20 protein-coding genes are annotated in these 18,890 nt (G+C 55.5%); 14 read left to right on the forward strand and 6 right to left on the reverse strand.

The window, feature by feature from the left end; translation table 11 throughout:
* Positions 1–44 precede the first annotated feature (44 nt).
* The 10 genes from CPH17_RS01965 to CPH17_RS02010 all read left to right on the forward strand — a co-directional run bounded on the left by CPH17_RS01965 (position 45) and on the right by CPH17_RS02010 (position 7,847).
* The gene (locus tag CPH17_RS01965; protein ID WP_027335531.1) at positions 45–251 is read left to right on the forward strand and encodes a ParD-like family protein; all 207 of its coding nucleotides are present in this window, start codon (positions 45–47) and stop codon (positions 249–251) included.
* Positions 244–1,035: a type I methionyl aminopeptidase gene (map, locus tag CPH17_RS01970; RefSeq protein WP_096298091.1), complete on the forward strand. Its 792-nt coding sequence runs from the start codon at positions 244–246 to the stop codon at positions 1,033–1,035. The genes CPH17_RS01965 and map overlap by 8 nt, the downstream gene beginning before the upstream one ends.
* Positions 1,036–1,249: 214 nt before the next feature.
* Positions 1,250–2,596 (forward strand): S8 family serine peptidase, encoded by a 1,347-nt coding sequence (locus CPH17_RS01975; protein WP_096298093.1) that lies wholly within the window; start codon positions 1,250–1,252, stop codon positions 2,594–2,596.
* A gap of 13 nt (positions 2,597–2,609) precedes the next feature.
* Positions 2,610–2,849: a hypothetical protein gene (locus tag CPH17_RS01980; RefSeq protein WP_096298096.1), complete on the forward strand. Its 240-nt coding sequence runs from the start codon at positions 2,610–2,612 to the stop codon at positions 2,847–2,849.
* A 43-nt stretch (positions 2,850–2,892) separates the two neighbouring features.
* On the forward strand, positions 2,893–3,480 hold the full coding sequence (locus tag CPH17_RS01985; RefSeq protein ID WP_197703506.1) for an O-methyltransferase: 588 nt from the start codon (positions 2,893–2,895) through the stop codon (positions 3,478–3,480).
* Between the two features lie 91 nt (positions 3,481–3,571).
* Entirely contained in the window at positions 3,572–4,168 is a 597-nt protein-coding gene (locus CPH17_RS01990) for a LemA family protein (protein ID WP_096298098.1), read from the forward strand.
* Positions 4,169–4,192: 24 nt separating this feature from the next.
* Positions 4,193–6,151 (forward strand): M48 family metallopeptidase, encoded by a 1,959-nt coding sequence (locus CPH17_RS01995; RefSeq protein ID WP_096298100.1) that lies wholly within the window; start codon positions 4,193–4,195, stop codon positions 6,149–6,151.
* A 78-nt stretch (positions 6,152–6,229) separates the two neighbouring features.
* Complete coding sequence (locus tag CPH17_RS02000; protein ID WP_231896442.1) at positions 6,230–6,733, forward strand: GrpB family protein; 504 nt, start codon at positions 6,230–6,232, stop codon at positions 6,731–6,733.
* A gap of 83 nt (positions 6,734–6,816) precedes the next feature.
* A complete protein-coding gene (locus CPH17_RS02005) occupies positions 6,817–7,452 on the forward strand; it encodes a LysE family translocator (RefSeq protein ID WP_096298102.1) in 636 nt (211 codons plus the stop codon).
* Between the two features lie 74 nt (positions 7,453–7,526).
* Positions 7,527–7,847 carry a DUF1330 domain-containing protein gene (locus tag CPH17_RS02010; protein WP_096298104.1) on the forward strand — a complete coding sequence of 107 codons (321 nt, stop codon included), beginning with the start codon at positions 7,527–7,529 and terminating at the stop codon, positions 7,845–7,847.
* 56 nt (positions 7,848–7,903) lie between these two features.
* Here CPH17_RS02010 and CPH17_RS02015 read toward each other — a convergent pair whose 3' ends face one another.
* Positions 7,904–8,605 (reverse strand): FMN-dependent NADH-azoreductase, encoded by a 702-nt coding sequence (locus CPH17_RS02015; protein WP_074396581.1) that lies wholly within the window; start codon positions 8,603–8,605, stop codon positions 7,904–7,906.
* A 122-nt stretch (positions 8,606–8,727) separates the two neighbouring features.
* Between CPH17_RS02015 and CPH17_RS02020 the strand changes: the two genes are divergently transcribed.
* Together CPH17_RS02020 and CPH17_RS02025 are read left to right on the forward strand one after the other, a co-directional pair.
* Positions 8,728–9,633: a LysR substrate-binding domain-containing protein gene (locus CPH17_RS02020; protein ID WP_096298106.1), complete on the forward strand. Its 906-nt coding sequence runs from the start codon at positions 8,728–8,730 to the stop codon at positions 9,631–9,633.
* A gap of 46 nt (positions 9,634–9,679) precedes the next feature.
* Positions 9,680–10,195, forward strand: coding sequence for an MgtC/SapB family protein (locus tag CPH17_RS02025; protein ID WP_074396579.1), 516 nt, complete (start codon positions 9,680–9,682; stop codon positions 10,193–10,195).
* 124 nt (positions 10,196–10,319) lie between these two features.
* Here the strand turns inward: CPH17_RS02025 and CPH17_RS02030 are convergent, their stop codons facing one another.
* From CPH17_RS02030 to CPH17_RS02040, 3 genes are all read right to left on the reverse strand, one after another.
* Positions 10,320–10,787, reverse strand: coding sequence for a nucleotidyl transferase AbiEii/AbiGii toxin family protein (locus tag CPH17_RS02030; protein WP_096298108.1), 468 nt, complete (start codon positions 10,785–10,787; stop codon positions 10,320–10,322).
* Positions 10,788–10,819: 32 nt separating this feature from the next.
* A complete protein-coding gene (locus tag CPH17_RS02035) occupies positions 10,820–11,440 on the reverse strand; it encodes a type IV toxin-antitoxin system AbiEi family antitoxin domain-containing protein (protein WP_231896440.1) in 621 nt (206 codons plus the stop codon).
* Positions 11,441–11,617: 177 nt separating this feature from the next.
* The gene (locus tag CPH17_RS02040; RefSeq protein ID WP_096298112.1) at positions 11,618–13,528 is read right to left on the reverse strand and encodes a DNA topoisomerase III; all 1,911 of its coding nucleotides are present in this window, start codon (positions 13,526–13,528) and stop codon (positions 11,618–11,620) included.
* Positions 13,529–13,689: 161 nt separating this feature from the next.
* Between CPH17_RS02040 and CPH17_RS02045 the strand changes: the two genes are divergently transcribed.
* Positions 13,690–14,937, forward strand: a complete 1,248-nt coding sequence (locus CPH17_RS02045) for an ABC1 kinase family protein (protein WP_096298115.1) — start codon at positions 13,690–13,692, stop codon at positions 14,935–14,937.
* Here CPH17_RS02045 and CPH17_RS02050 read toward each other — a convergent pair.
* Positions 14,934–15,527, reverse strand: coding sequence for a GNAT family N-acetyltransferase (locus tag CPH17_RS02050; RefSeq protein ID WP_074396577.1), 594 nt, complete (start codon positions 15,525–15,527; stop codon positions 14,934–14,936). The two genes, CPH17_RS02045 and CPH17_RS02050, sit on opposite strands and share 4 nt — an antisense overlap.
* A gap of 156 nt (positions 15,528–15,683) precedes the next feature.
* On the opposite strand from CPH17_RS02050, the gene CPH17_RS02055 reads away from it, so the two are divergent.
* Positions 15,684–17,513 (forward strand): SEC-C domain-containing protein, encoded by a 1,830-nt coding sequence (locus tag CPH17_RS02055; RefSeq protein ID WP_074396576.1) that lies wholly within the window; start codon positions 15,684–15,686, stop codon positions 17,511–17,513.
* Between the two features lie 3 nt (positions 17,514–17,516).
* Here CPH17_RS02055 and CPH17_RS02060 read toward each other — a convergent pair whose 3' ends face one another.
* Positions 17,517–18,884: an AmpG family muropeptide MFS transporter gene (locus CPH17_RS02060; protein WP_074396575.1), complete on the reverse strand. Its 1,368-nt coding sequence runs from the start codon at positions 18,882–18,884 to the stop codon at positions 17,517–17,519.
* Positions 18,885–18,890: the final 6 nt, after the last annotated feature.

Raw genomic sequence — 18,890 nt, forward strand, 5'->3', positions numbered from 1 at the left:
GATTCGTATATATAATATATTCACTTCATATATTGGGTGGTGTCATGGGTATCGTTAAGATCAATGATCAGTTGCATGAAGATATTCGCAAAGCGAGCGCCGTCATGGTGCGCTCTATCAATGCGCAAGCCGAGTATTGGATCAAAATAGGCATGCTCGCCGAGGCCAACCCAACCATGACGTTCTCTGAGATTATGCGCGAGCAAATGAAACAAGCCGATGTGGATGTAAGGAAGGTTGTCGGTGCCTAGTGTGATCCTGAAAAGTGAACAGGAACTGCGTGTAATGCGTGAAGCCGGGCGCCTACTCGCTTTGGTTTTCAGCTATCTGGACAAGCACATAGTGCCCGGCGTATCCACCATGGATATCAATCATTGGGCCGAACGCTATATCGTGGATGATTTGCAGGCACGCCCGGCGAGCAAGGGACAATACGATTATCAATTTGTGCTGAATGCGTCAGTCAACCATGTGGTTTGTCACGGCATACCATCGGAAAAGCAAACGCTTAAGTCAGGCGATATCGTCAATGTCGACATTACCCTTGAGAAGGGCGGATTTATTGCCGATTCCAGCAAGATGTACCTTATCGGCGATGTAAAACCCTATGCAAAGCGCTTGGTCGATAAAACCTACGAGGCCCTATGGAAAGGCATACAAGTGGTTAGGCCAGGCGCAACGCTGGGCGATGTCGGCCATGCGATCCAGCACCATGCTGAAAAGCACGGTTATTCCATTGTCCGGGAGTATTGCGGCCACGGCATTGGCCGGGAAATGCATGAAGAGCCTCAGGTGCTGCATTATGGGCAGAGAGGCAAAGGGTTGGTTTTAAAAGAAGGCATGGTGTTTACCATCGAACCCATGATTAACCAGGGAAAGGCCAAGATTAAAACCAAGAAGGATGGATGGACGGTGGTGACCAGTGACAAGAAATTGTCTGCTCAGTGGGAGCATACGGTTACGGTCACATCCTCTGGCTTCGAAGTGCTCACGTTGCGCGATGAGGAGCGTATTGAACCCGTATCTCATCAATAGTCGCAAGTACCCCGTTGCCTACCTTTAGTTAGCTGGCTGGACGACCAGTATTGCTTTGCATTTAGCTTAACGCCTGCATGGCCAGACACTCATCTGGCGAAGTTCATTAGCTGCGTTAAGCTGAAATGACCGGGTGTCTGTATAGCTATGTGAAGTTTTATGGCTAAGTGCCTGAACAGCAACGTTTTAAAGCCAAATGAAAAGGAGGTCGACGATGGCTAAAAAACCGAAAGGTAGCGGCAGCGGTGCATCTTCGGGTCTGAGTGAGTCACTCAACTCGGTTTCCTGCAGCACCGAGAAACTCCTGCTGGCGGCAATGGAGCGTGGCGGCAGTTGCCTCGAAACGGGGCGCTTCCTGATCAGCTACCGCGAAGGGCGAGTGGAAGAGGGCGTCAAGGCGCTGAAGGCACAAAACTTTCGGGTGGCCGATGCCCGTGACTTTGCCGATCAGGCGGTCAGCCTGGAAGACGCCGGGGATGCCGAGGCGATGGTATTCCCGGAGCTTGGCGTCGCGCTCGTTGGTGGTGATGCCCTACAGCAGCATGGCATGAGTGTTTTTGATGAGATCTCCGCGGAAGGCCCGATAGAAATTATCGAGCCTGAGTATTTTGCGTTTTCAGACAGCTCTGATTCTAAGAACTATGACTCTAAAAACTCGGAGTACCTGCGGGGCTTTCTGCGGGCAGCGAGTGTCATCGCTCGCGATCTCGGGGTTGATCTTGATCATGACGAAAGCGACGAAGCGCGTGTAGCAGAAGAGATGGAGGTGACGTGGGGGTTGGCCCAGTGCAAGGTGCCGCAAAGTAGCTGCACTGGCGCAGGTATTAAGGTGGCTGTGCTTGATACCGGGATGGATCTTGGCCACCCGGATTTCGCTGACCGGGAGTTCGTTACGCGCTCATTCGTCGGGGAGCCGGTTCAGGATATCAATGGACACGGAACGCACTGTATCGGCACCGCCTGCGGCCCAAAGGTGCCCGATGGAAACACCCAGCGTTATGGTATTGCGTATGAGGCGCAGGTATTCGTTGGCAAGGTATTGACCAACTCCGGCAGCAGCACAGGGGCGGGCGTACTTGCAGGCTTGAACTGGGCGATTGCCCAGCGCTGCGAAGTGATCTCAATGTCGCTCGGCAGTCAGAGCCCGGTACAGGCCGCCTACACCCATGCTGGCGAGGCGGCGCTGCGTAATGGCTGCCTGATTATCGCCGCCGCAGGCAATGCCTCTGCACGCACTGGCTCGCCCGCCAACTCGCCTACCGTTATGTCCGTGGCGTCTCTCGATGAGAACCTGAAGCCTTCCCGTTTTTCCAATCATGGCAAAATCGAGATTGCCGCGCCGGGGCGGGATATTTTTTCTTCCTGGCCACGGCCGAGTCGTCATAAAACGATTAGCGGCACCAGTATGGCAGCGCCTCACGTAGCAGGCTGCGCGGCTCTTTGGGCGCAGTCTGACTCGTCACTGCGCGGGATGAAACTGTGGCAACAGTTGGTGGTGTCGGTGCAAGCGCTGCCATCACGTGAATCCCGCATCGGTGCAGGATTGGTACAAGCGCCCTAAGAGAGGATGATCGATGCCGAAAATAGCGCTATGGATAATTACGATTTCTAACGATCAATCGATCAATGACATCGCCGCACGCCTTAGTGAGGAGGGGTTGACCGTTAAGGAGATCCTCGAGGAAATCGGGTGTATTACCGGGTCGGCAGATGAGATCACGGCTGAGCGGCTGAAAAGGGTCAAAGGGGTGGTGGATATTGCCCCTGATATGCAGATTGATGTGGGGCCGCCGGGCTCTGAAGAGACCTGGTAATACCGTTGACTATTTGCCAAGAACTGGGTGAAAGGAGGGTGGTTTGGACGAGTCATTACAGGCGCTGTTAGCAGAATTAGAGCAATTTGGTCAGGAAAACGATGCCGCCATCACCGACCGCCCACGGCGAATGCTAAATATCACCCGCGATACCGGGGAGTTTCTTGCGGTGCTAATACAGGCAACCAATGCGCAACGTGTACTGGAGATTGGCACCTCCAACGGGTATTCCACCTTATGGCTGGCGCAAGCGGCGCAAAAGGTAGGCGGGCACGTCACGACGATTGAACAATCCGAGTTCAAGCTTGAACTGGCGGCCAAAAATTTTGAGCGTTCAGGGCTTTCTGATGCTATCACCCAACTGCGCGGGGAGGCGGGCGGCCTGCTTGACAGCATGCTAGACGCCAACGCTGATTTGATTTTCCTAGATTCTAAACGCTCTGAGTATGAGCGCTGGTGGCCAACCATCAAGCGTGTACTGAAAAAGGGAGGTCTTCTCGTGGTCGATAACGCTACTTCCCACGCTGACGAGATGGTGCCTTTTATGGCGCTGGTATCGGGAGATGCGCATGTCAGTGCCTGCACCGTCCCTGTCGGGAATGGGCAGTTTTTGGCAACGCTGTGGGGTTAGTTAGGCTTCATAAACGCCTACGCTAATACACGGAAACCGCTTAGATGGTACTCTTTTTCTTATTCCCAACAGCCTACTACAAGGAAAGACCATGGCGATTACTCTTATCATCATCGTCGCGATACTTGCCGTTATCGCGTTTTACGTCATCGGTATCTATAACCGACTTGTTTCGCTGAAAAATCGCTTTGAGAACGCCTTTGCTCAAATTGAAGTGCAACTCAAGCGACGCCACGACCTGATCCCTAACCTCGTAGAGACCGCCAAGGGTTACCTCAGCCACGAGCGGGAAACGTTGCAGGCAGTTACTGAAGCCCGTAATACCGCAGTATCCGGGCTTAAGGCTGCCTCTGAAAACCCTGGCAGCGCTAAGGCCATTGCTGACCTGGGAGGTGCTGAGGGTGCGCTTTCGCAGGCGATGGGGCGTCTCAGCGTGGTGATGGAGGCCTATCCGGATTTGAAAGCCTCAGAAAACATGCAGCAATTGTCAGAAGAGCTCACCAGCACTGAAAACAAGGTGGCCTTTGCACGACAGGCATTCAATGACGCGGTGATGCAATACAACACCTATCGGCAAAGTTTTCCCCCGGTGGCGGTAGCCGGCCTGTTTGGGCATGGTGAAGATGCTTCCCTGTTAGAGTTCGAAGACAGCGCCCAGATTCAAGCGGCGCCGACGGTGTCGTTCTAAGATATTAATCAGGGAAGGCGAGACATGGATTTTTTTACTGCTCAAGATCAAGCTCGGCGCAAAACCGGGCGTCTAGTAGTACTGTTCGTTTTGGCGGTGCTGACCCTGATTATCGTGGCAACGCTGGCGATTGCTATCACACTCCAATTAATGAATGGGGGCCAATCGGCAGGGCAAACTAATCTAGATGCGCAGGGGATGTTATCAGCGCTATCGGTTGAACTTGTGGCGGGTGTGGCGATTGCCGTGCTGGTCGTGGTGGTGCTGGGCGGTCTATTCAAACAACATCAATTACGTCGTGGTGGCCGAGCGGTAGCGGAAGCACTTGGCGGACGCGAGATCAATCTAAACACCCGCGATGCAGACGAGCGGCGTATTCTCAATGTGGTTGAAGAGATGGCCATTGCCTCAGGCACATCAGTGCCCTCCGTTTTTGTATTGGAGGAAGAGAGCATCAATGCCTTCGCAGCAGGTCATCGGCCCAGTAATGCCGTGATCGGTATCACACGTGGCGCCATTCGAAACCTGACCCGGGAAGAGCTACAGGGCGTCGTGGCCCATGAGTTTAGCCATATTCTGCATGGCGATATGCGGCTGAATATGCGTCTAATCAGTGTGCTTCACGGCATCCTGGTGATTGGTCTATTGGGCGCTACCATACTGCGCAGCATGCGTTTTCGGCGGGTTGGCGGTGGCAAACGCGACAACTCAGGAGCGGTCATTTTAGCGCTGGGAGGGGTGCTAATGCTGATCGGTTACGCAGGGACCTTCTTTGGCAATGTGATCAAATCAGCCGTCAGCCGGCAGCGCGAATATCTGGCGGATGCCTCTGCGGTGCAGTTTACCCGCAACCCCCAAGGGATTGGTAATGCGCTGGTGAAGATCGGCGCGCATGCGCAAGGCTCTAACCTGCAGGCCGCTCAAGCAGCGGAATTCAGTCACCTTTTCTTTGGTCAGGGTGTGCGGCTGGGGTTTACTCAAATGATGGCTACCCACCCGCCGTTAAAAGATCGCATTGAGCGGGTCATGCCTGGCTGGGATGGTCGCTTTGAGGCTGCCTTGCCTGGGCAGCAGGCCGAGCACGAAAAACCTGAAGAGCGCGAAATACCTGATTCAGGTGAAAAGGCGGCGCACGCAAGCCCAGGGCGTAAAGCGGAAACGCTGGCCGCGGTTTTGACCGGCGCTTCTGCGCAAACCGCGATTACTGCTATGGGGCAGCCCGACCAACGCCACATCGAAAAGGCCCAGTCAACGTTACACGCATTGCCAAGTCGGATTAAAACTGCTGTCCATGAGCCCTACGCAGCGCGTGCCATCATCTATGCGCTGCTGCTTAGCGAGGACCAGGAGGAGCGTGAGCATCAGCTAGAGGCGCTGCAACAAATTGCGCTGCCGGATGTTTACCGAGCGCTGATGGACTATGGTCCTGAAATACTGAGATTAGAGGTAGAGTTACGCTTACCGCTGATCGAGTTGGTGCTGCCAGCGTTACAGTCGCTTTCGACAGAGCAGGTCCAGCACTTTCGCTTCTGTATGGAACGGCTGATTGAGGCGGATGGTCATGTCAGCCTGTTGGAGTGGACGCTGTATCAGCTGTTACTGAACAACTTGAACGAACAGGATAACAAACCCGCAAACCTGCAATTGAAAGATTTGCAGCGAGAGTGCCAGTTGCTCCTTACAGTGCTGGCTGCCGCCGGTCAGCATGACTCAGAAGAGATCAGTGCCGCGCTCAATGCTGCTGAAACCGAGCTGCCGTTCGCATTAGCTGACACTGACGATGTAAGCGATATGCGTGCGCTAAGTTTAGCGGTTGAACGCTTGCGGCGTTTAAAGCCCATGCAGAAGCCCGCGTTGCTACAAGCCATGGCGCGCTGCATTGAGCATAGTGGGCAAATTCGCCCTGCTGAGGCCGAGTTGTTTCGTGCTATGGCAGATATTCTCGACTGCCCCATGCCGCCACTATTAGCAGATGAATCGTAAGCAGAAATTCGCGACGCAGGGGGAATTAAGCTCATGGATGAAGCCGCGTCTTTAAACCGAGCGATTCATGAGAAGGTCATGCTGTGCACATATGACGCTTCGTGGCCAACTCTGTTCGATCAGGAGCGTGACCGACTGCTTGACTTGTTTCCAGGCGAGTTTTTGGCGATAGAACATATCGGTAGTACCGCGGTACCCGGGCTTTCGGCTAAGCCAATAATCGATATTCTAGCGGGCGTAGACTCAATGTCCCGGGCCGATGACTTAATGGAGCCTTTATGCAGTGCCAACTATGCCACATCCATGGAGTACAACGCTTCTTTGGTGGGGCGGCGTTGGTTAATGCGATGGGCTGAGGGCCGTAGGACGCATCACCTGCATCTGATGGTATATGGCAGCGACGAGTGGCATCGCCGATTGGCTTTTCGCAATAGACTGCGCGTTGATGCTGAGCTGGCGCAGCAATATGAGAAAAAGAAGCGCCTGTGGGCGGCGGAATTTGCGTCAGATAGAGAAGCTTATACGGCAGCTAAGGGAGATTTTATTCGCAAAGCATTGGAAATTGTCGATAAGCCGCTGTAGCGAGGCAATGTTCTGGCATAGCGATTTTTCTAGATTTTGACTCTATTCATATATTGGCAGTCGAGAAATAAAGGAACGTAACGATGTTTGATTACTCGCTGTATCACTGGATGACGTTTTTATCTGCGGCTGTGCTTCTAAATCTTTCACCAGGGCCGGATATTGCCTACATATTAGGGCAAACATTACGCAGCGGGCGTCAGCATGGGGTTGCCGCTATGCTGGGTATTTGGACGGGAGCGGCGCTGCATGTAGTGATGGCCGCCATAGGGCTTTCAGCCATACTGGCAACCTCCGCATTGGCTTTTTCAATTGTTAAATGGGTTGGCGCGGCCTATCTGATTTGGCTCGGCATAAAAATGCTGCTGTCACGGGGCGATCAATTTATTGCAGCGGAAAAGCAGCGCCACAAGCGCCTATCTTCGGTTTACTGGCAGGGGATGCTGGTGTCAGCTTTAAATCCCAAAGTGGCCGTCTTCTTCCTGGCTTTCTTGCCGCAATTTATCGTGGAAGGCGCAGGCCCTGCCCAGGCGCAGCTTTTATTACATGGCAGCCTGATTATTGTGGTGGCGGCGCTCATAGAACCACCGTTGGTGATGGCGGGTGCAAAACTGGGTGCTTGGCTGAACAGAAAACCACGCGTGGGTTTATGGATGAACAGAAGTTTAGGGGCGCTGTTCGTCGCTTTAGGCGCGCGGCTAGCGGCCAGTGCCAAGTAGGTTCGTTGCTCGAGTTTTGTTCTAGGCTTTCACTACTCAAGAAACTATTTCCGTATAACCAAGAGGAGGTGATGATGCCCGCCTATGCATTTGCTCTCATTCGAGAAACCCGGTTCGATCCCGAGATTAAACAATATTTAGAGGGTATCGATGCAACGCTCGCTCCTTTCGCGGGTAAATACATCGTGCATGGTGGGCCATACACGCCGCTTGAAGGAGCTTGGGCTGGCGATATGGTTGTCATTGAGTTTCCATCAATGGAACAAGCGCAAGGCTGGTATGACTCGGCTGCTTATAAAGCGATCCGACCATTTCGCACCCGCCATACCGAAGGTGATGTGCTGTTAGTCCAAGGCGTGCCTGAAGGGCATAAAGGTGCGGACATCCTGAGCTAGCGATCTCCGCACTTAACAATAACGGCTGTTTACGAGAAGGTGCTTATCTTCTGTATTTAGACGGGTTCGTGGATTGGAGTGGCTTCAAGCGCTTCCTGCATTTCATTGACCAAAGCTTCAATTTTGTGTGCTGCCTCTGCAACAGACGCTTTAAGTAGCTCGCCGCCTGCTTCCTGACCTTCGATCGCAATGGTGTGGATACGGGTAATGCCGATAAACTCAAGCGCTGTGGTCAGGTTTGGCTCCAGGTGGTTCATATGGGCCATTTCACCGCCGGGGTCAAAGCCTATGCCGCCTCTCGCCGTGAGAATAACCGCATGCCTTGGCCGGTCGGCGAGCTTTGGCACATAAGGGTCGGTCGGGTTGCTTTCATCGATATCCACCGTCCTGCCGGGTCGCACCACCTGATCGACCCACGCCTTAAGGGCGGCTGGCATACCGAAATTATAAAGTGGCGTACCGATCACCAAAATATCCGCTGCAATCAACTCATCAACCAACTGATCGCTTTCTGCCAGCGTATCCCTCATCCAGGTTTCTCGCTGCTCTTCAGGCGTAAAAGATGAGGCAATCCAGTCGTGGTTAATAAAAGACGGTGGGTTTTGGCCTATGTCTCGATAAGTGACGGTGTCTTGTGGTCGGCCTGATTGCCACTGACTGACAAACTGACGAGTGAGATTGCGACTGTGCGAGCCATGTTCGTCGGTGCCGGCAAAGCCAGGGCGAGCGCTGGCATCTATTTGCAGTATGTGTGTCATGAAAGTTCTCCTTGTGCGAAGAGTTAAACTCATCTGTAATTAACGACAAACACAGGTTAGCGCTCGGCTATATGAGCGACAAACGACCTTTACTTTCGCTTATAGATGAGGTGAATTCATTCATGAACCATCGGCGTTTACCTTCACTCTCGGCGCTTCGCGCTTTTGAAGCGGCGGCCCGTCATGAAAGTGCCAAGCAGGCTGCTCAGGAGTTGTCGGTAACAGCCACCGCCATCAGTCACCAGATTCGGGGGCTTGAAGAGACGCTGGGCGTTGCCTTGTTTGTACGTAAACCCCGCCAGTTGGCGCTGACGCCCCAGGGGCGTGAGCTACTGCAGGTGCTGGAAACCGCGTTTGATAGCATCAGTCATGTTGTTGAGCAACTGAGCGCAGTGCCCATTCGCCAAACGGCCACACTTTCGACGACGCCAGCCGTTGCAGTGCGCTGGTTGCTGCCCTGGGTATGTTTGCTGCGCGACTCTCATCCAGATATTGATCTGCGTATTCATGCCTCTCATGAGCCGGTAGCGCTAGATGGGGTAACGGCAGATATTGCTATTCGCTATGGTGATGGTCGCTGGCCGGGGCTTATCGCAGAGAAGCTGTTTGATAACACTTTCATTCCAACCTGCAGTCCACACCTTGGATTGCACGATGTAACGCAACTGCCATTACATCCGTTGATTCATTTTCGCAATGCAGGCGCTGTATCTTCGCCACTGGATTGGGCTGTTTGGCAGAAGTTGGCAAAGGTTCCTGGGCTGGATGTAAGTGCCGGGCTGGTTTTTTCTGACGAAACCCATGCTATTTCGGCCGCCGTCGGTGAGCAGGGCGTGGCGCTAATGAGCCGTCAGTTGATCAAGGATGAGTTGGAGGAGGGGCGCCTAGTGCAACCATTCGGCCCAGAATTTGAAGGTAAACCGTTCTTTCTGGTTTACCCAGAAAGCCGACAGTACGATCCGACAATTTTGGCTATTCGAGAGTGGGTAATGGCTGTGCCTGGAGTGCTAGCGACGTTATCGCACTGACGTGTGGGTATTATGGGCATCAGGCTGAACGCAAAGGAGCAAAAAAATGCAAGAGATCAGTAACATCATAGTCTCCGAGTTTTCGGATTTTAATGACCTGAGTGAATTCGTCATTGTGGTGGTTCGGTTGCTGCTGGCGGCCGTTCTTGGTGGTCTATTGGGGCTCGAGCGAGAGCAGCGAGGCAAGGCTGCTGGAATACGCACCCATATGCTGGTCTGCATGGGGGCTGCTTTATTTATCTTTATTCCTGAACAAGCGGGCATTTCTGATGCAGAAATGAGTCGGGTCATCCAAGGCGTTATTGCGGGCATTGGCTTCCTTTGTGCCGGCACCATCATCACCCGTAAAGATGAAAAAGGTACGTCAGGGCTTACCACGGCGGCTGGGGTTTGGCTAACCGCCGCTATTGGAATAGCCGTAGGCATGGGTCGCGAGCAGACAGCCGTTTTGTGCACGTTGCTGGCCTGGGTAGTGCTTTATGTGGTGCCTTTCTTTTCACGCCCAATCAGCAAGAAAAAGTCTTCACACCCGGGGGATGATGACGATGATTCAGATACTTGATGGTGGCAAACGACTATTGTCGCAATTTAGACACTCTGTCTTGACGTTGGCTTGATAGGGATAATGTACCAATCGTTTTACACGAGTCGACCAATGACCTATTTTCGTTTATTTGCAGCGAACTCTACTGTTCGATGTTGTCTTTGGAAAAACTAGCAATTGGCCTGCCTGTATCCAGTTGCATGGGGATCTTGGCATTGCCGAGGAGGCCCATAAACGTCACTCTAAGTCCCTGATAGTCGGCGTCTTCGGTAATGGCTTCCGCTTTCAGCGTGTTTGGGTCAAAAAGCAAACCGTCATTAACAACCTCCGTGGCGATAACATCACGCACCTTAATTAGAATTGCCTCGGAGTTATTGCTTGTTTGGCCAAGCATATCGATATCCCGTGTCGGCCGAATATCCGGCCCTTGCATCGCCCAAAGCAGTAGGGCCCCCTTAAGCGTAAAGCAGCGTTTATGAGTCGATTGGCTAAGCCGGTAAAGAAAACGCTCCATGGCGTAGTACTGCAGTAACTCCTGAAAGGGACGCTTTTCTTCCCGGGATTTATTCAGCAATTTCTGGCGGACAGAGGCCGTGATGTTTTTGGCCACTATGGACTCCTTTCATAATGTGCGGACTGTATTCACAGCTTGGCTTCTACATAAGGAGCCATGACCTTGGAGATGCGGCAGATTCTGGCGTATTCCATTAGCTTGCCCGGCCTGAAGGTTTTACGCGTGCGGTAGAATTCCAGGGCTTCCAGTACTACATCCATGCCGATGCGGTTGCGGAACTTGAAGCAGTCAGCCAGTGTCTTCTCCGGGTTGTAGACCTGCAGCGTATTACCATCCACCTTTGCGTGCTCAATACCTTCGCTGAATGCCCGCCCGGAGAAACGGTAACCGACCACTGGTGGGTAATCTAGAGCCGGTAGGCGAGCGTCCCGCTCCACTGCGAGATGAACTTTATGGGGGATTTGCGTGGTAATGCCGTGCCAATCGAGAGCGGAAATTAGGCATAGCACTGCTTGGGGAAAGCGCGTGACAGCGGCGACTAGATCCGGGTTTTCGATAGGTGGCAGCTCCGCCAGCCGGTAAAGGCCACGGCTGACAGGCTCTATCAGCCCTTCATCTCGGAGCTGATAGAACTGGTATCGGCTGATGCCCTGAGCCAGCGCCTCACTCAAACGCAGCTGGCCGCCTTGCTGGCGGAACAGGGTTTGGAGGTGCGCCCGGGAAGATCGGGCGATGTCATAGTCAGACAAATCGTCACCACTTATTGGTATCTGGTGACAGTTTGTCTGATTGCTATCACTGATTCAAGCGGGGGCTTTATCGGAGTTGCTTGGCTTGTTGTCTGCGTGATTGGCGGTAATTAGATATCCTGGCTTCCTATGGGAAACGTGCCTGACATCAGGCGAGAAAAGGGGCTACAAGCACCATCAGCGTTGTTTGGCAGGTTTACGTTTCACATTTCCTCTTTGTTTGTTGTTAGTGCCTGCATGCTTAGCCGGGCCACCGGTTTCACCCGGTGCTGTCTGCAGGCTGTGGCGTAATCTGCCCGCGTCGCTGTGCCTAAGTAGGCCACGCAGGTCATCCAGCAATGCCTGCTGAAATGCGTCAGGGTCGTCCTGCTGTTCGGAAATCGCGCGCAGGCGCTGCTCCCATAGCGCGGTGCGCTCTGGCGTACTGACGGCGCTGGGCAGGGCGGCGATGAGCGCGCTGCCGAGCTTGGTGGCGCGCAGGGCTTTTTGTTTGCGCACCAAATAGCCGCGCTGTACTAGGGTTTCGATAATGCCGGCGCGGGTGGCTTCGGTACCCAGGCCATCGGTATCGCGTAGCGTACGGCGTACTTCCGCGTCGTCCACGTAGCGGCCGATGTTCATCATGGCTTTGATCAGGCTTGCATCGGTGAACGGTTCTGGTGGGCGGGTTTCTTTCTCTTCAATGCCTGCGCCAAGTGCCTGGCAGGGCTCGCCCTGGGTCAGCGGTGGCAGCGGTGGGGTTTCGTCGCGGGTGGTGAAAAGTGGTTTCCAGCCGGGGTCAAGAATGCTTTGCCCGCGGGCGCGAAAGGCTTCATTCAGCAGCGTAAACTCCGCCTTGACTTCAAAGGTGCGCAGCGGGCGATAGAACTGCGCCATCACGTTGCGAACTACAAGCCGAAACACATGGCCTTCGGTGGCGGAAAGCTGGCTGAAATCCGCCGGTTTGCCGGTGGGGGCAAGCGCATGATGTGCGCCGACTTGCTTATCGTTCCACGCCTTGGAGCGTAGCGAGAAATCCGCGCCCTTAAGCCACTGCTGCAGCGCTTCATCGTTTTGGCAGGCGCCGCTCAGGCTACGCTGGGCAAGTGTTAGATGCTCTTCGGGGAGGTAGCGGCAGTCGGAGCGCGGGTAGGTAATTAGCTTGTGTTGCTCGTAAAGCCGCTGGCAAATATCCAGCACCATCTGCGCGGAAAGCCCGTGGCGGCGGGCGGCGTCTACCTGCAGCGCGGAAAGCGAGTAGGGTAGCGGCGGTGCCTGGCGCTTTTCTTGTTGATCAAGCTGCGTCAGCGTGCCGTGGGCGTTGGGTAACTGTGCCGCCAGGGCATCGGCAGGTGTGCGGTCAATCAAGCGGCCCTGGTCATCCAGCGGCTGATGCTCCTTGGGTGCCCACCAGGCGCGTAGCTGGCCTTGGGCCACCTTGAGATCAACCCATAGCGGGTAGAACGGGTGGGGCACAAAGTCGCGAATAGCGTTGTCGCGACGCACGATCAGCCCCAATACCGGGGTTTGTACGCGGCCAACGGAAAGCACACCGTCGTGCCCCGCTTGGCGGCCGGTAAGCGTCCAGGCGCGTGTTAAGTTAATGCCGTAGAGCCAGTCAGCGCGCGAACGCGCTTGGGCCGCTTGAAAAAGCGGCTGAAACTCCGTGTTGGGGCGTAATTTCGACAGTGCCCGGCTAACCGCCGGGCGGTTAAGGTCACTAATTAGCAGCCGCTGCACCGGACCCCGGTACTTGAGATGTTCAATCACTTCTTGAACGAGCAACTGGCCTTCTCGGTCCGGGTCACCGGCGTGAACAACCTCACTTGCCTGTTTGATCAGCTTACGAATAACCGCTAACTGGCCACGGGCTTTGGAGCGTGGTGCCAGTTGCCAAGTGGTGGGCACAATAGGCAGGCGATCCAGGCGCCACTGTTTGTCGGCGGGGTCGTAGGCCTCCGGTGCCGCCTGCTCTAGCAGATGGCCTAAACACCAAGTCACGATGGTATCACCGCAGTTAATTGCGCCGTCTTGGCGCTTGGCATTACCGGGAAGCGCCTCGGCAATCGCCCGGGCAAGACTGGGTTTTTCAGCGATAATCAAGCGCATGCGGCTGCCCTTAGCGGTATTAGCGAATGCCTATGGTAGCAGAGCCCAGAGCGGAGTTAGAGGGTGGTTAAAGTGTTGCGCTGGCATTCTTGTGTATAGTTTTTGTATAAAATATTGGGATTGCGTAAGCTGTCTAGCAGATGGTCAACGAGGCGACTTAGATGCGAGATCGCGGTAGAACACGACGTTTAATGGGCCTGGGCGCGCGCACCGGCGGTGCGCTGCTCAAAACCCGCTTGGGCGGCCAGGCAGACTGGCGAGCATTGGGCGAAGCGCTATTTGAAGGGCTTTCCGAGCTGAAGGGCCCGGCCATGAAGCTGGCGCAGATTATGTCCCAGTGGGACGACCTGCTGCCGCCGGATCTTGCCGATGAGCTTTCACGCTTGCAGCGTCAAGCCGAGCCCATGCCCTGGCCACGCATTCGCGAGGCGCTGGTGATGCAGTACGGCGATCTTGAGTCACATTTTCGCGAGATTGAAGAGCGGCCCTTTGCCAGTGCCTCCATGGGGCAGGTGCATAAAGCCGTAACCCAGGCCGGCGAAACAGTGGTGCTTAAGGTGCAATACCCCGGTCTGTCCGACGTACTGGAAAGCGATTTAAAGCAGGTAAGACGCATCATGGGGTTGGGGCGTTGGTTCAAGGTGCCCCAGGCCCGCCTTGATGCGCTGTTTGAAGAGTTGGCCTCGGGGCTTCGTGACGAGCTTGACTATCGCGCTGAAGCAGACGCCATGGCCCGCTACCGCGAGCGCTATCAGCATGATGAACGCTTAGTGATTCCCGAGCCGCTGTTCGAGCTTTCCGGCCAGCATGTGCTGGCGATGCGATTTGTGGGGGGGACGCCGCTGCGTGAGTTGGAAAGCGTTGACGATGACACTCGTCAAAGAGTCGCCGTGGCGCTGGCAGACTGGATTACCGAAGAGCTGTTTACCCACGGCGAACTCCACGCTGATCCTCACGCGGGTAACTTTGCTGCCGATGAGCAGGGGCGGCTGGTGATTTATGACTTTGGCGCGGTGATCCCGGTGCCGGAGGCGCGTCTGAAGGCCATGATGCTGCTACTCGATGCGACGCTTGCTCACGATCCTATGGCAATGGACGAGGCGCTGATAAAGATGGGGGGGCGACAAGGGCAGGGCGCGCCGCTGTCGCTTTATCGCGAATCTGCCGAATGCGTGGCCCCGCTGTTTGCGCCCGGCGAGCAGGATTTCAGCGACGTGCGGGTTCACCGCCGTCTTCGTGAGCTGACGCCCAAGGTATGGGGTGCCATGGATCGGCTGCAGCCTCCCGCCGATACGCTGTTGCTTTCCAGAGCGCTTAACGGCCACTACTGGAATTTGGTGCGTTTGCAGGCGCGGTTGAATATGCACTCACGGACGACCCCATTACTTGAATGGGCACGCAAGATTTAAACCAGCGTTTTCAGCCAGAACACCATTGTCTTGTGGCTCTCTGCGTCTTCGCCGATATCTTTCCAGGCGAAAGTGGTCGTCAGCTCGCCGTGGCGTTGGTAACCCTGGGCATGCCAAAAACCGTGCAGCGGACGGTAGTCGGCTGGTTCCAGAGGGTGGCCGCTTGGCCGCTCAACGGCGCAAAAAGCCGCTATATCAAAACCCTGCTGCTGGGCATGCGCTTCGCGCTCCGCCATAAAGCGCTTGCCGATACCGCGGCCGCGGTAGTCGTGAAGCAGCACCGATTCGCCGTAGTAAAACACCCGCTTGGGGGCGATGCCGTTAGACTCAAACGGGCGGCGAAAATCATCGACTTCATCTGCTAAGGGTTGCCCTGTGGCCGCCCCTACCAGCGTGTCACCGTCGAAGGCCAGGACGAAAAGGCTAGCGGGATTATCCGCGTAGCGGCCTAGGTAGTCCGCCTCGTAGCCGAGATCGCCGTCGTAAAGGTAGGGGAAGTCACGAAACACCTCAATGCGTAGCCGGGCAAGTGCCTGCAAGTTTGGCGCTATCGCGTGGCCTTGACAGATAGTGAAGGTCAGTTCGTTCATGGCATTGCTCTGCTGATTTAAACGCGGTGCGGTTCAGTTAATACGCCGCACTCTAACAGCCCCTCACTATGTCGCCAATCCGGTCTGCGTGCACCCTCTTGGTCATGCTAAACTATGTCGCTTTTGAACATGGTCTTTTAATAAGTGGAGACGGCAATGCTGGCGGTATGGGTCGATCAACTGCTGGGATTTGCCTCCGGGGCACTCGCGGCAATTAGGCAACAAGAACACTATCCCGATTTTATGACCTGGGTACGTGCCGAGGGTGCTGGGTTTTTTAATGATGACCTGGCAACCGCTCAGGCGCTTGCCCCCATTTTGTGGTCCCAAACTCCGCTGGAGCGGCTGGATTTCGCCTGTGAACCCCTGGCCACGCCGGGCCGCAACGAGCCCTGCTGGTGCGATTCCGGGCGCAAGTTCAAGCAGTGCTGCTCGCAGGTCGAGTTTCCCACTGAAATCCCCGAACAAATGATGTGGATGCTGTCGCTGCGCGAATGGAAAGGCGCAACGCTAAAAGCGGCGTTAAACAGCCAGCGAGCGCTTCCGCAAGCGCTATTGGAAGCCGGGTTGATAGCCGCTGAAAGTGGTCAAAGCGGCCGCGCCATGCAGATTCTTGAATCGCTGTTCGATGGCAGTGATTGGTCGCGACTACCCGAGCAGGCGGAGCCCGCGTTTGAAATTCTGCTGGATATCTATCAAGAACGCGGTTTTACCCGCAAGCGCGCCGACCTGCTGGATGACGTCCTGGAGCGCGGGCCGATTTTTCTAAGAGGCGTAGCGCTTGAGCGTCTGTGTCTTATGCACTTGGATAACGACGATCTGGACAGCGCCCGGGGGGCGTTCGTCAAAGCTCAGCAAGCGCTGCCGGACTCACCCACGCTGGCGTATATCGAAGCCATGCTGTTGCTTCACGAAGGCCACGAGCGGGAAGCCAAAGAGCGCGCCAACTTCTGGTATCGCCGCTTGGTCCGGCAGGGTGATCTCGACGATGAGCAGTTGGACTTCCTGGCGGCATTGGCGGATAACCCAGGCGCCACACTGGCGGATCAGCTGCTCAGCGCCGAAGAAGACCTGGCAACGCCGCTAATTTCGTTGCAGGCATTGCTCGCTGCGTTACCCGTCGCGCCGAAGATTGCCATCAACACGGAGGCTGACACGGGGCATTTGCAGTATCACACCAGCGCTCGCGAACAAACCCTGTTTGCCGCCTGGCACGAGCAATTTAAGGTGCTGGTCGATGAAGATATCGCCTTGGGGTTTCGTGATGACCCCTGGGGTAACGCGGTGGAATGGATGTCGGCGCTTTGCGCGCACCCCGAATGGCTTGATGCCCCGCAAGTGGTGCAGGACTTAACGATGGCGCTTACCAGCCGCTTTGGCAGTCTGCCTTGGATGGCCCCCAGCTTACTCGCCCCGCTGGCCAATCGCCTGTCACGTTGGCTGGCCCAAGCGCGTGCTGAAGGAGAGGGCAGCCTGCGCTGGGACGATGCCGATAATGCCATGCTGTTGCGCACCGGCTTGGCCCTGGTTGTCGGCATGGAGCGAGGTGCTCGCCAGCATTCACGTGAACTTGCCGAAGAACTCCTGGCGATTGACCAGGAGGATAGCCTTGGCTTGCGCGAACTGGTGCTGGATCAGTTATTGCGTGATGACCGCAACGAAGAGGCGCTGGCCCTGTCCGAGCAACCTGTTGACGATGGCTCGCAGATACTAGGGCTGCTCATGGGCCGCACATTGGCGCTTTATCGGCTGGCTGACCACGAGGCGGCAGAGCGTTCTCTAAGCGAGGTGATCGCCCATAACCGCCATGCGTTAGAGATGATTTGTGCCGAGAATCCCCGGCCTGTCATGCCCTATGCGGATGGCCAGGTTGACCCTGGCTCGCGTGCCGAAGCGTGGCAGTATCGCACGCTAATGCGTGATCAATGGCGTACCACGCAGGGAGCGTTGGACTGGCTCGACGCTCATCGTCCCAAGAGTCGCTGAGCGTTAGCGGGCGGCAGTTTGAGGTGCGGGCACTATCTGCTTGTCGCGGTTGATCCAGATAGCCAACGCAATGGCCGGCAGGCCTAGCAGGGTGGCCACGACAAAAAAGCTGGCATACCCCTGGGCGCTGACCACTATTCCGCCAAAACCGCTGAGAAACTTACCGGGTAGCGTCATTAATGAGGAAAAAAGCGCGTACTGGGTAGCGGTGTAGGCCCGTGAGGTGAGGCTGGAAAGAAACGCGATAAACACCGCGCTGGCCAAGCCGTTGGCCAGGTTATCGCCGGTAATCGTGAGTACCAGCATGGGCAACTGATTACCGATCAGCGCCAGGGCCGCGAACAATAGGTTAGTGACCATCACAATCCCCGCGCCGAAGATCAGCAGCGGGCCAATGCCATACCGCGCCACCAGCAAGCCGCCGAGTATGCCCCCGGTAATGCTCATTGCAATACCAAAGACGTTAGTGACGTTGGCAATGGTTTCCAGCGAAAATCCTAGGTCGATATATAGCGGGTTGGCCATCGAGGCCATGGCCAAGTCGCTGATCCGAAATACACCGATGAAAACCAGCAACCACAGCGCTTTAACGCCATAGCGGGTGAAAAAGTCGGTGAACGGGCAGACAATCGCGCCGATCACCCAGGCACCCACGCGGCGAAGGAGTTTGGGTTGGCCGCGGCTGGCGCGGATAAAGGCACGAACTTTGGGCTCGTGAATTAACTGCACGGCTAACGAGGTGCGTTTGGGTTCTGGACGTATCAGTACCGTGATCACGCCAACGCCAACCAGTGCCGCCATGGTGAGGTAAGCCACCTGCCACGATACGGCTGAGGCGACATAAAGCGCCAGCGCCCCGGCGGCAATCAACCCGCCGCGGTAGCCAATAATATACGTTGAGGCCATCGCTGCCTGAATATCATCGTCGGCAGATTCAATGCGGAAGGCGTCGATGGCAATGTCCTGGGTGGCTGACCCAAAAGCGACGAGTAGTGCAAATGCGGCTACCCAGCCCAGGTTACCTGCGGGGCTTAAGCCTGCTAGACCAATGAGACCAGCGGCAATCATTCCCTGGGCCAACAACATCCAGCCGCGTCGTTGGCCGAAATGGCGGGTTAGCACTGGCAGGGCTAAACGGTCGACCACTGGGGACCAGAAAAACTTGATCGAATAAAGCATCCCGATCCAGGCAAAAAAGCCAATCGCCGCCACCTCTACGCCATCGCTGCGTAACCAGGCGGAGAGCGTGGAGAACACCAATAAAAAGGGCAGCCCGGCAGAGAATCCCAAAAACAACATGGTAATAACCGGTGCGCGCAGATAAATCGCCAGAGCAGCGCGCCAACTGCGCTGGGGAGTAGGGATGGGCATACAGTG

Source organism: Halomonas sp. hl-4 (genome assembly GCF_900215475.1).
In the GTDB taxonomy this organism is placed as follows: Bacteria; Pseudomonadota; Gammaproteobacteria; order Pseudomonadales; family Halomonadaceae; genus Vreelandella.

Coding starts and splice junctions, on each gene's coding strand:
- CPH17_RS02005 (WP_096298102.1), top strand. CDS start 6,817: ATGTTTGATTACTCGCTGTATCACTGGATGACGTTTTTATCTGCGGCT.
- CPH17_RS01995 (WP_096298100.1), top strand. CDS start 4,193: ATGGATTTTTTTACTGCTCAAGATCAAGCTCGGCGCAAAACCGGGCGT.
- CPH17_RS02045 (WP_096298115.1), top strand. CDS start 13,690: ATGCGAGATCGCGGTAGAACACGACGTTTAATGGGCCTGGGCGCGCGC.
- CPH17_RS02015 (WP_074396581.1), bottom strand. CDS start 8,605: ATGACACACATACTGCAAATAGATGCCAGCGCTCGCCCTGGCTTTGCC.
- CPH17_RS02025 (WP_074396579.1), top strand. CDS start 9,680: ATGCAAGAGATCAGTAACATCATAGTCTCCGAGTTTTCGGATTTTAAT.
- CPH17_RS02060 (WP_074396575.1), bottom strand. CDS start 18,884: ATGCCCATCCCTACTCCCCAGCGCAGTTGGCGCGCTGCTCTGGCGATT.
- CPH17_RS02055 (WP_074396576.1), top strand. CDS start 15,684: ATGCTGGCGGTATGGGTCGATCAACTGCTGGGATTTGCCTCCGGGGCA.
- CPH17_RS02020 (WP_096298106.1), top strand. CDS start 8,728: ATGAACCATCGGCGTTTACCTTCACTCTCGGCGCTTCGCGCTTTTGAA.
- CPH17_RS02040 (WP_096298112.1), bottom strand. CDS start 13,528: ATGCGCTTGATTATCGCTGAAAAACCCAGTCTTGCCCGGGCGATTGCC.
- CPH17_RS01975 (WP_096298093.1), top strand. CDS start 1,250: ATGGCTAAAAAACCGAAAGGTAGCGGCAGCGGTGCATCTTCGGGTCTG.
- CPH17_RS01990 (WP_096298098.1), top strand. CDS start 3,572: ATGGCGATTACTCTTATCATCATCGTCGCGATACTTGCCGTTATCGCG.
- CPH17_RS02010 (WP_096298104.1), top strand. CDS start 7,527: ATGCCCGCCTATGCATTTGCTCTCATTCGAGAAACCCGGTTCGATCCC.
- CPH17_RS02000 (WP_231896442.1), top strand. CDS start 6,230: ATGCTGTGCACATATGACGCTTCGTGGCCAACTCTGTTCGATCAGGAG.
- CPH17_RS01980 (WP_096298096.1), top strand. CDS start 2,610: ATGCCGAAAATAGCGCTATGGATAATTACGATTTCTAACGATCAATCG.
- CPH17_RS01965 (WP_027335531.1), top strand. CDS start 45: ATGGGTATCGTTAAGATCAATGATCAGTTGCATGAAGATATTCGCAAA.
- CPH17_RS02050 (WP_074396577.1), bottom strand. CDS start 15,527: ATGAACGAACTGACCTTCACTATCTGTCAAGGCCACGCGATAGCGCCA.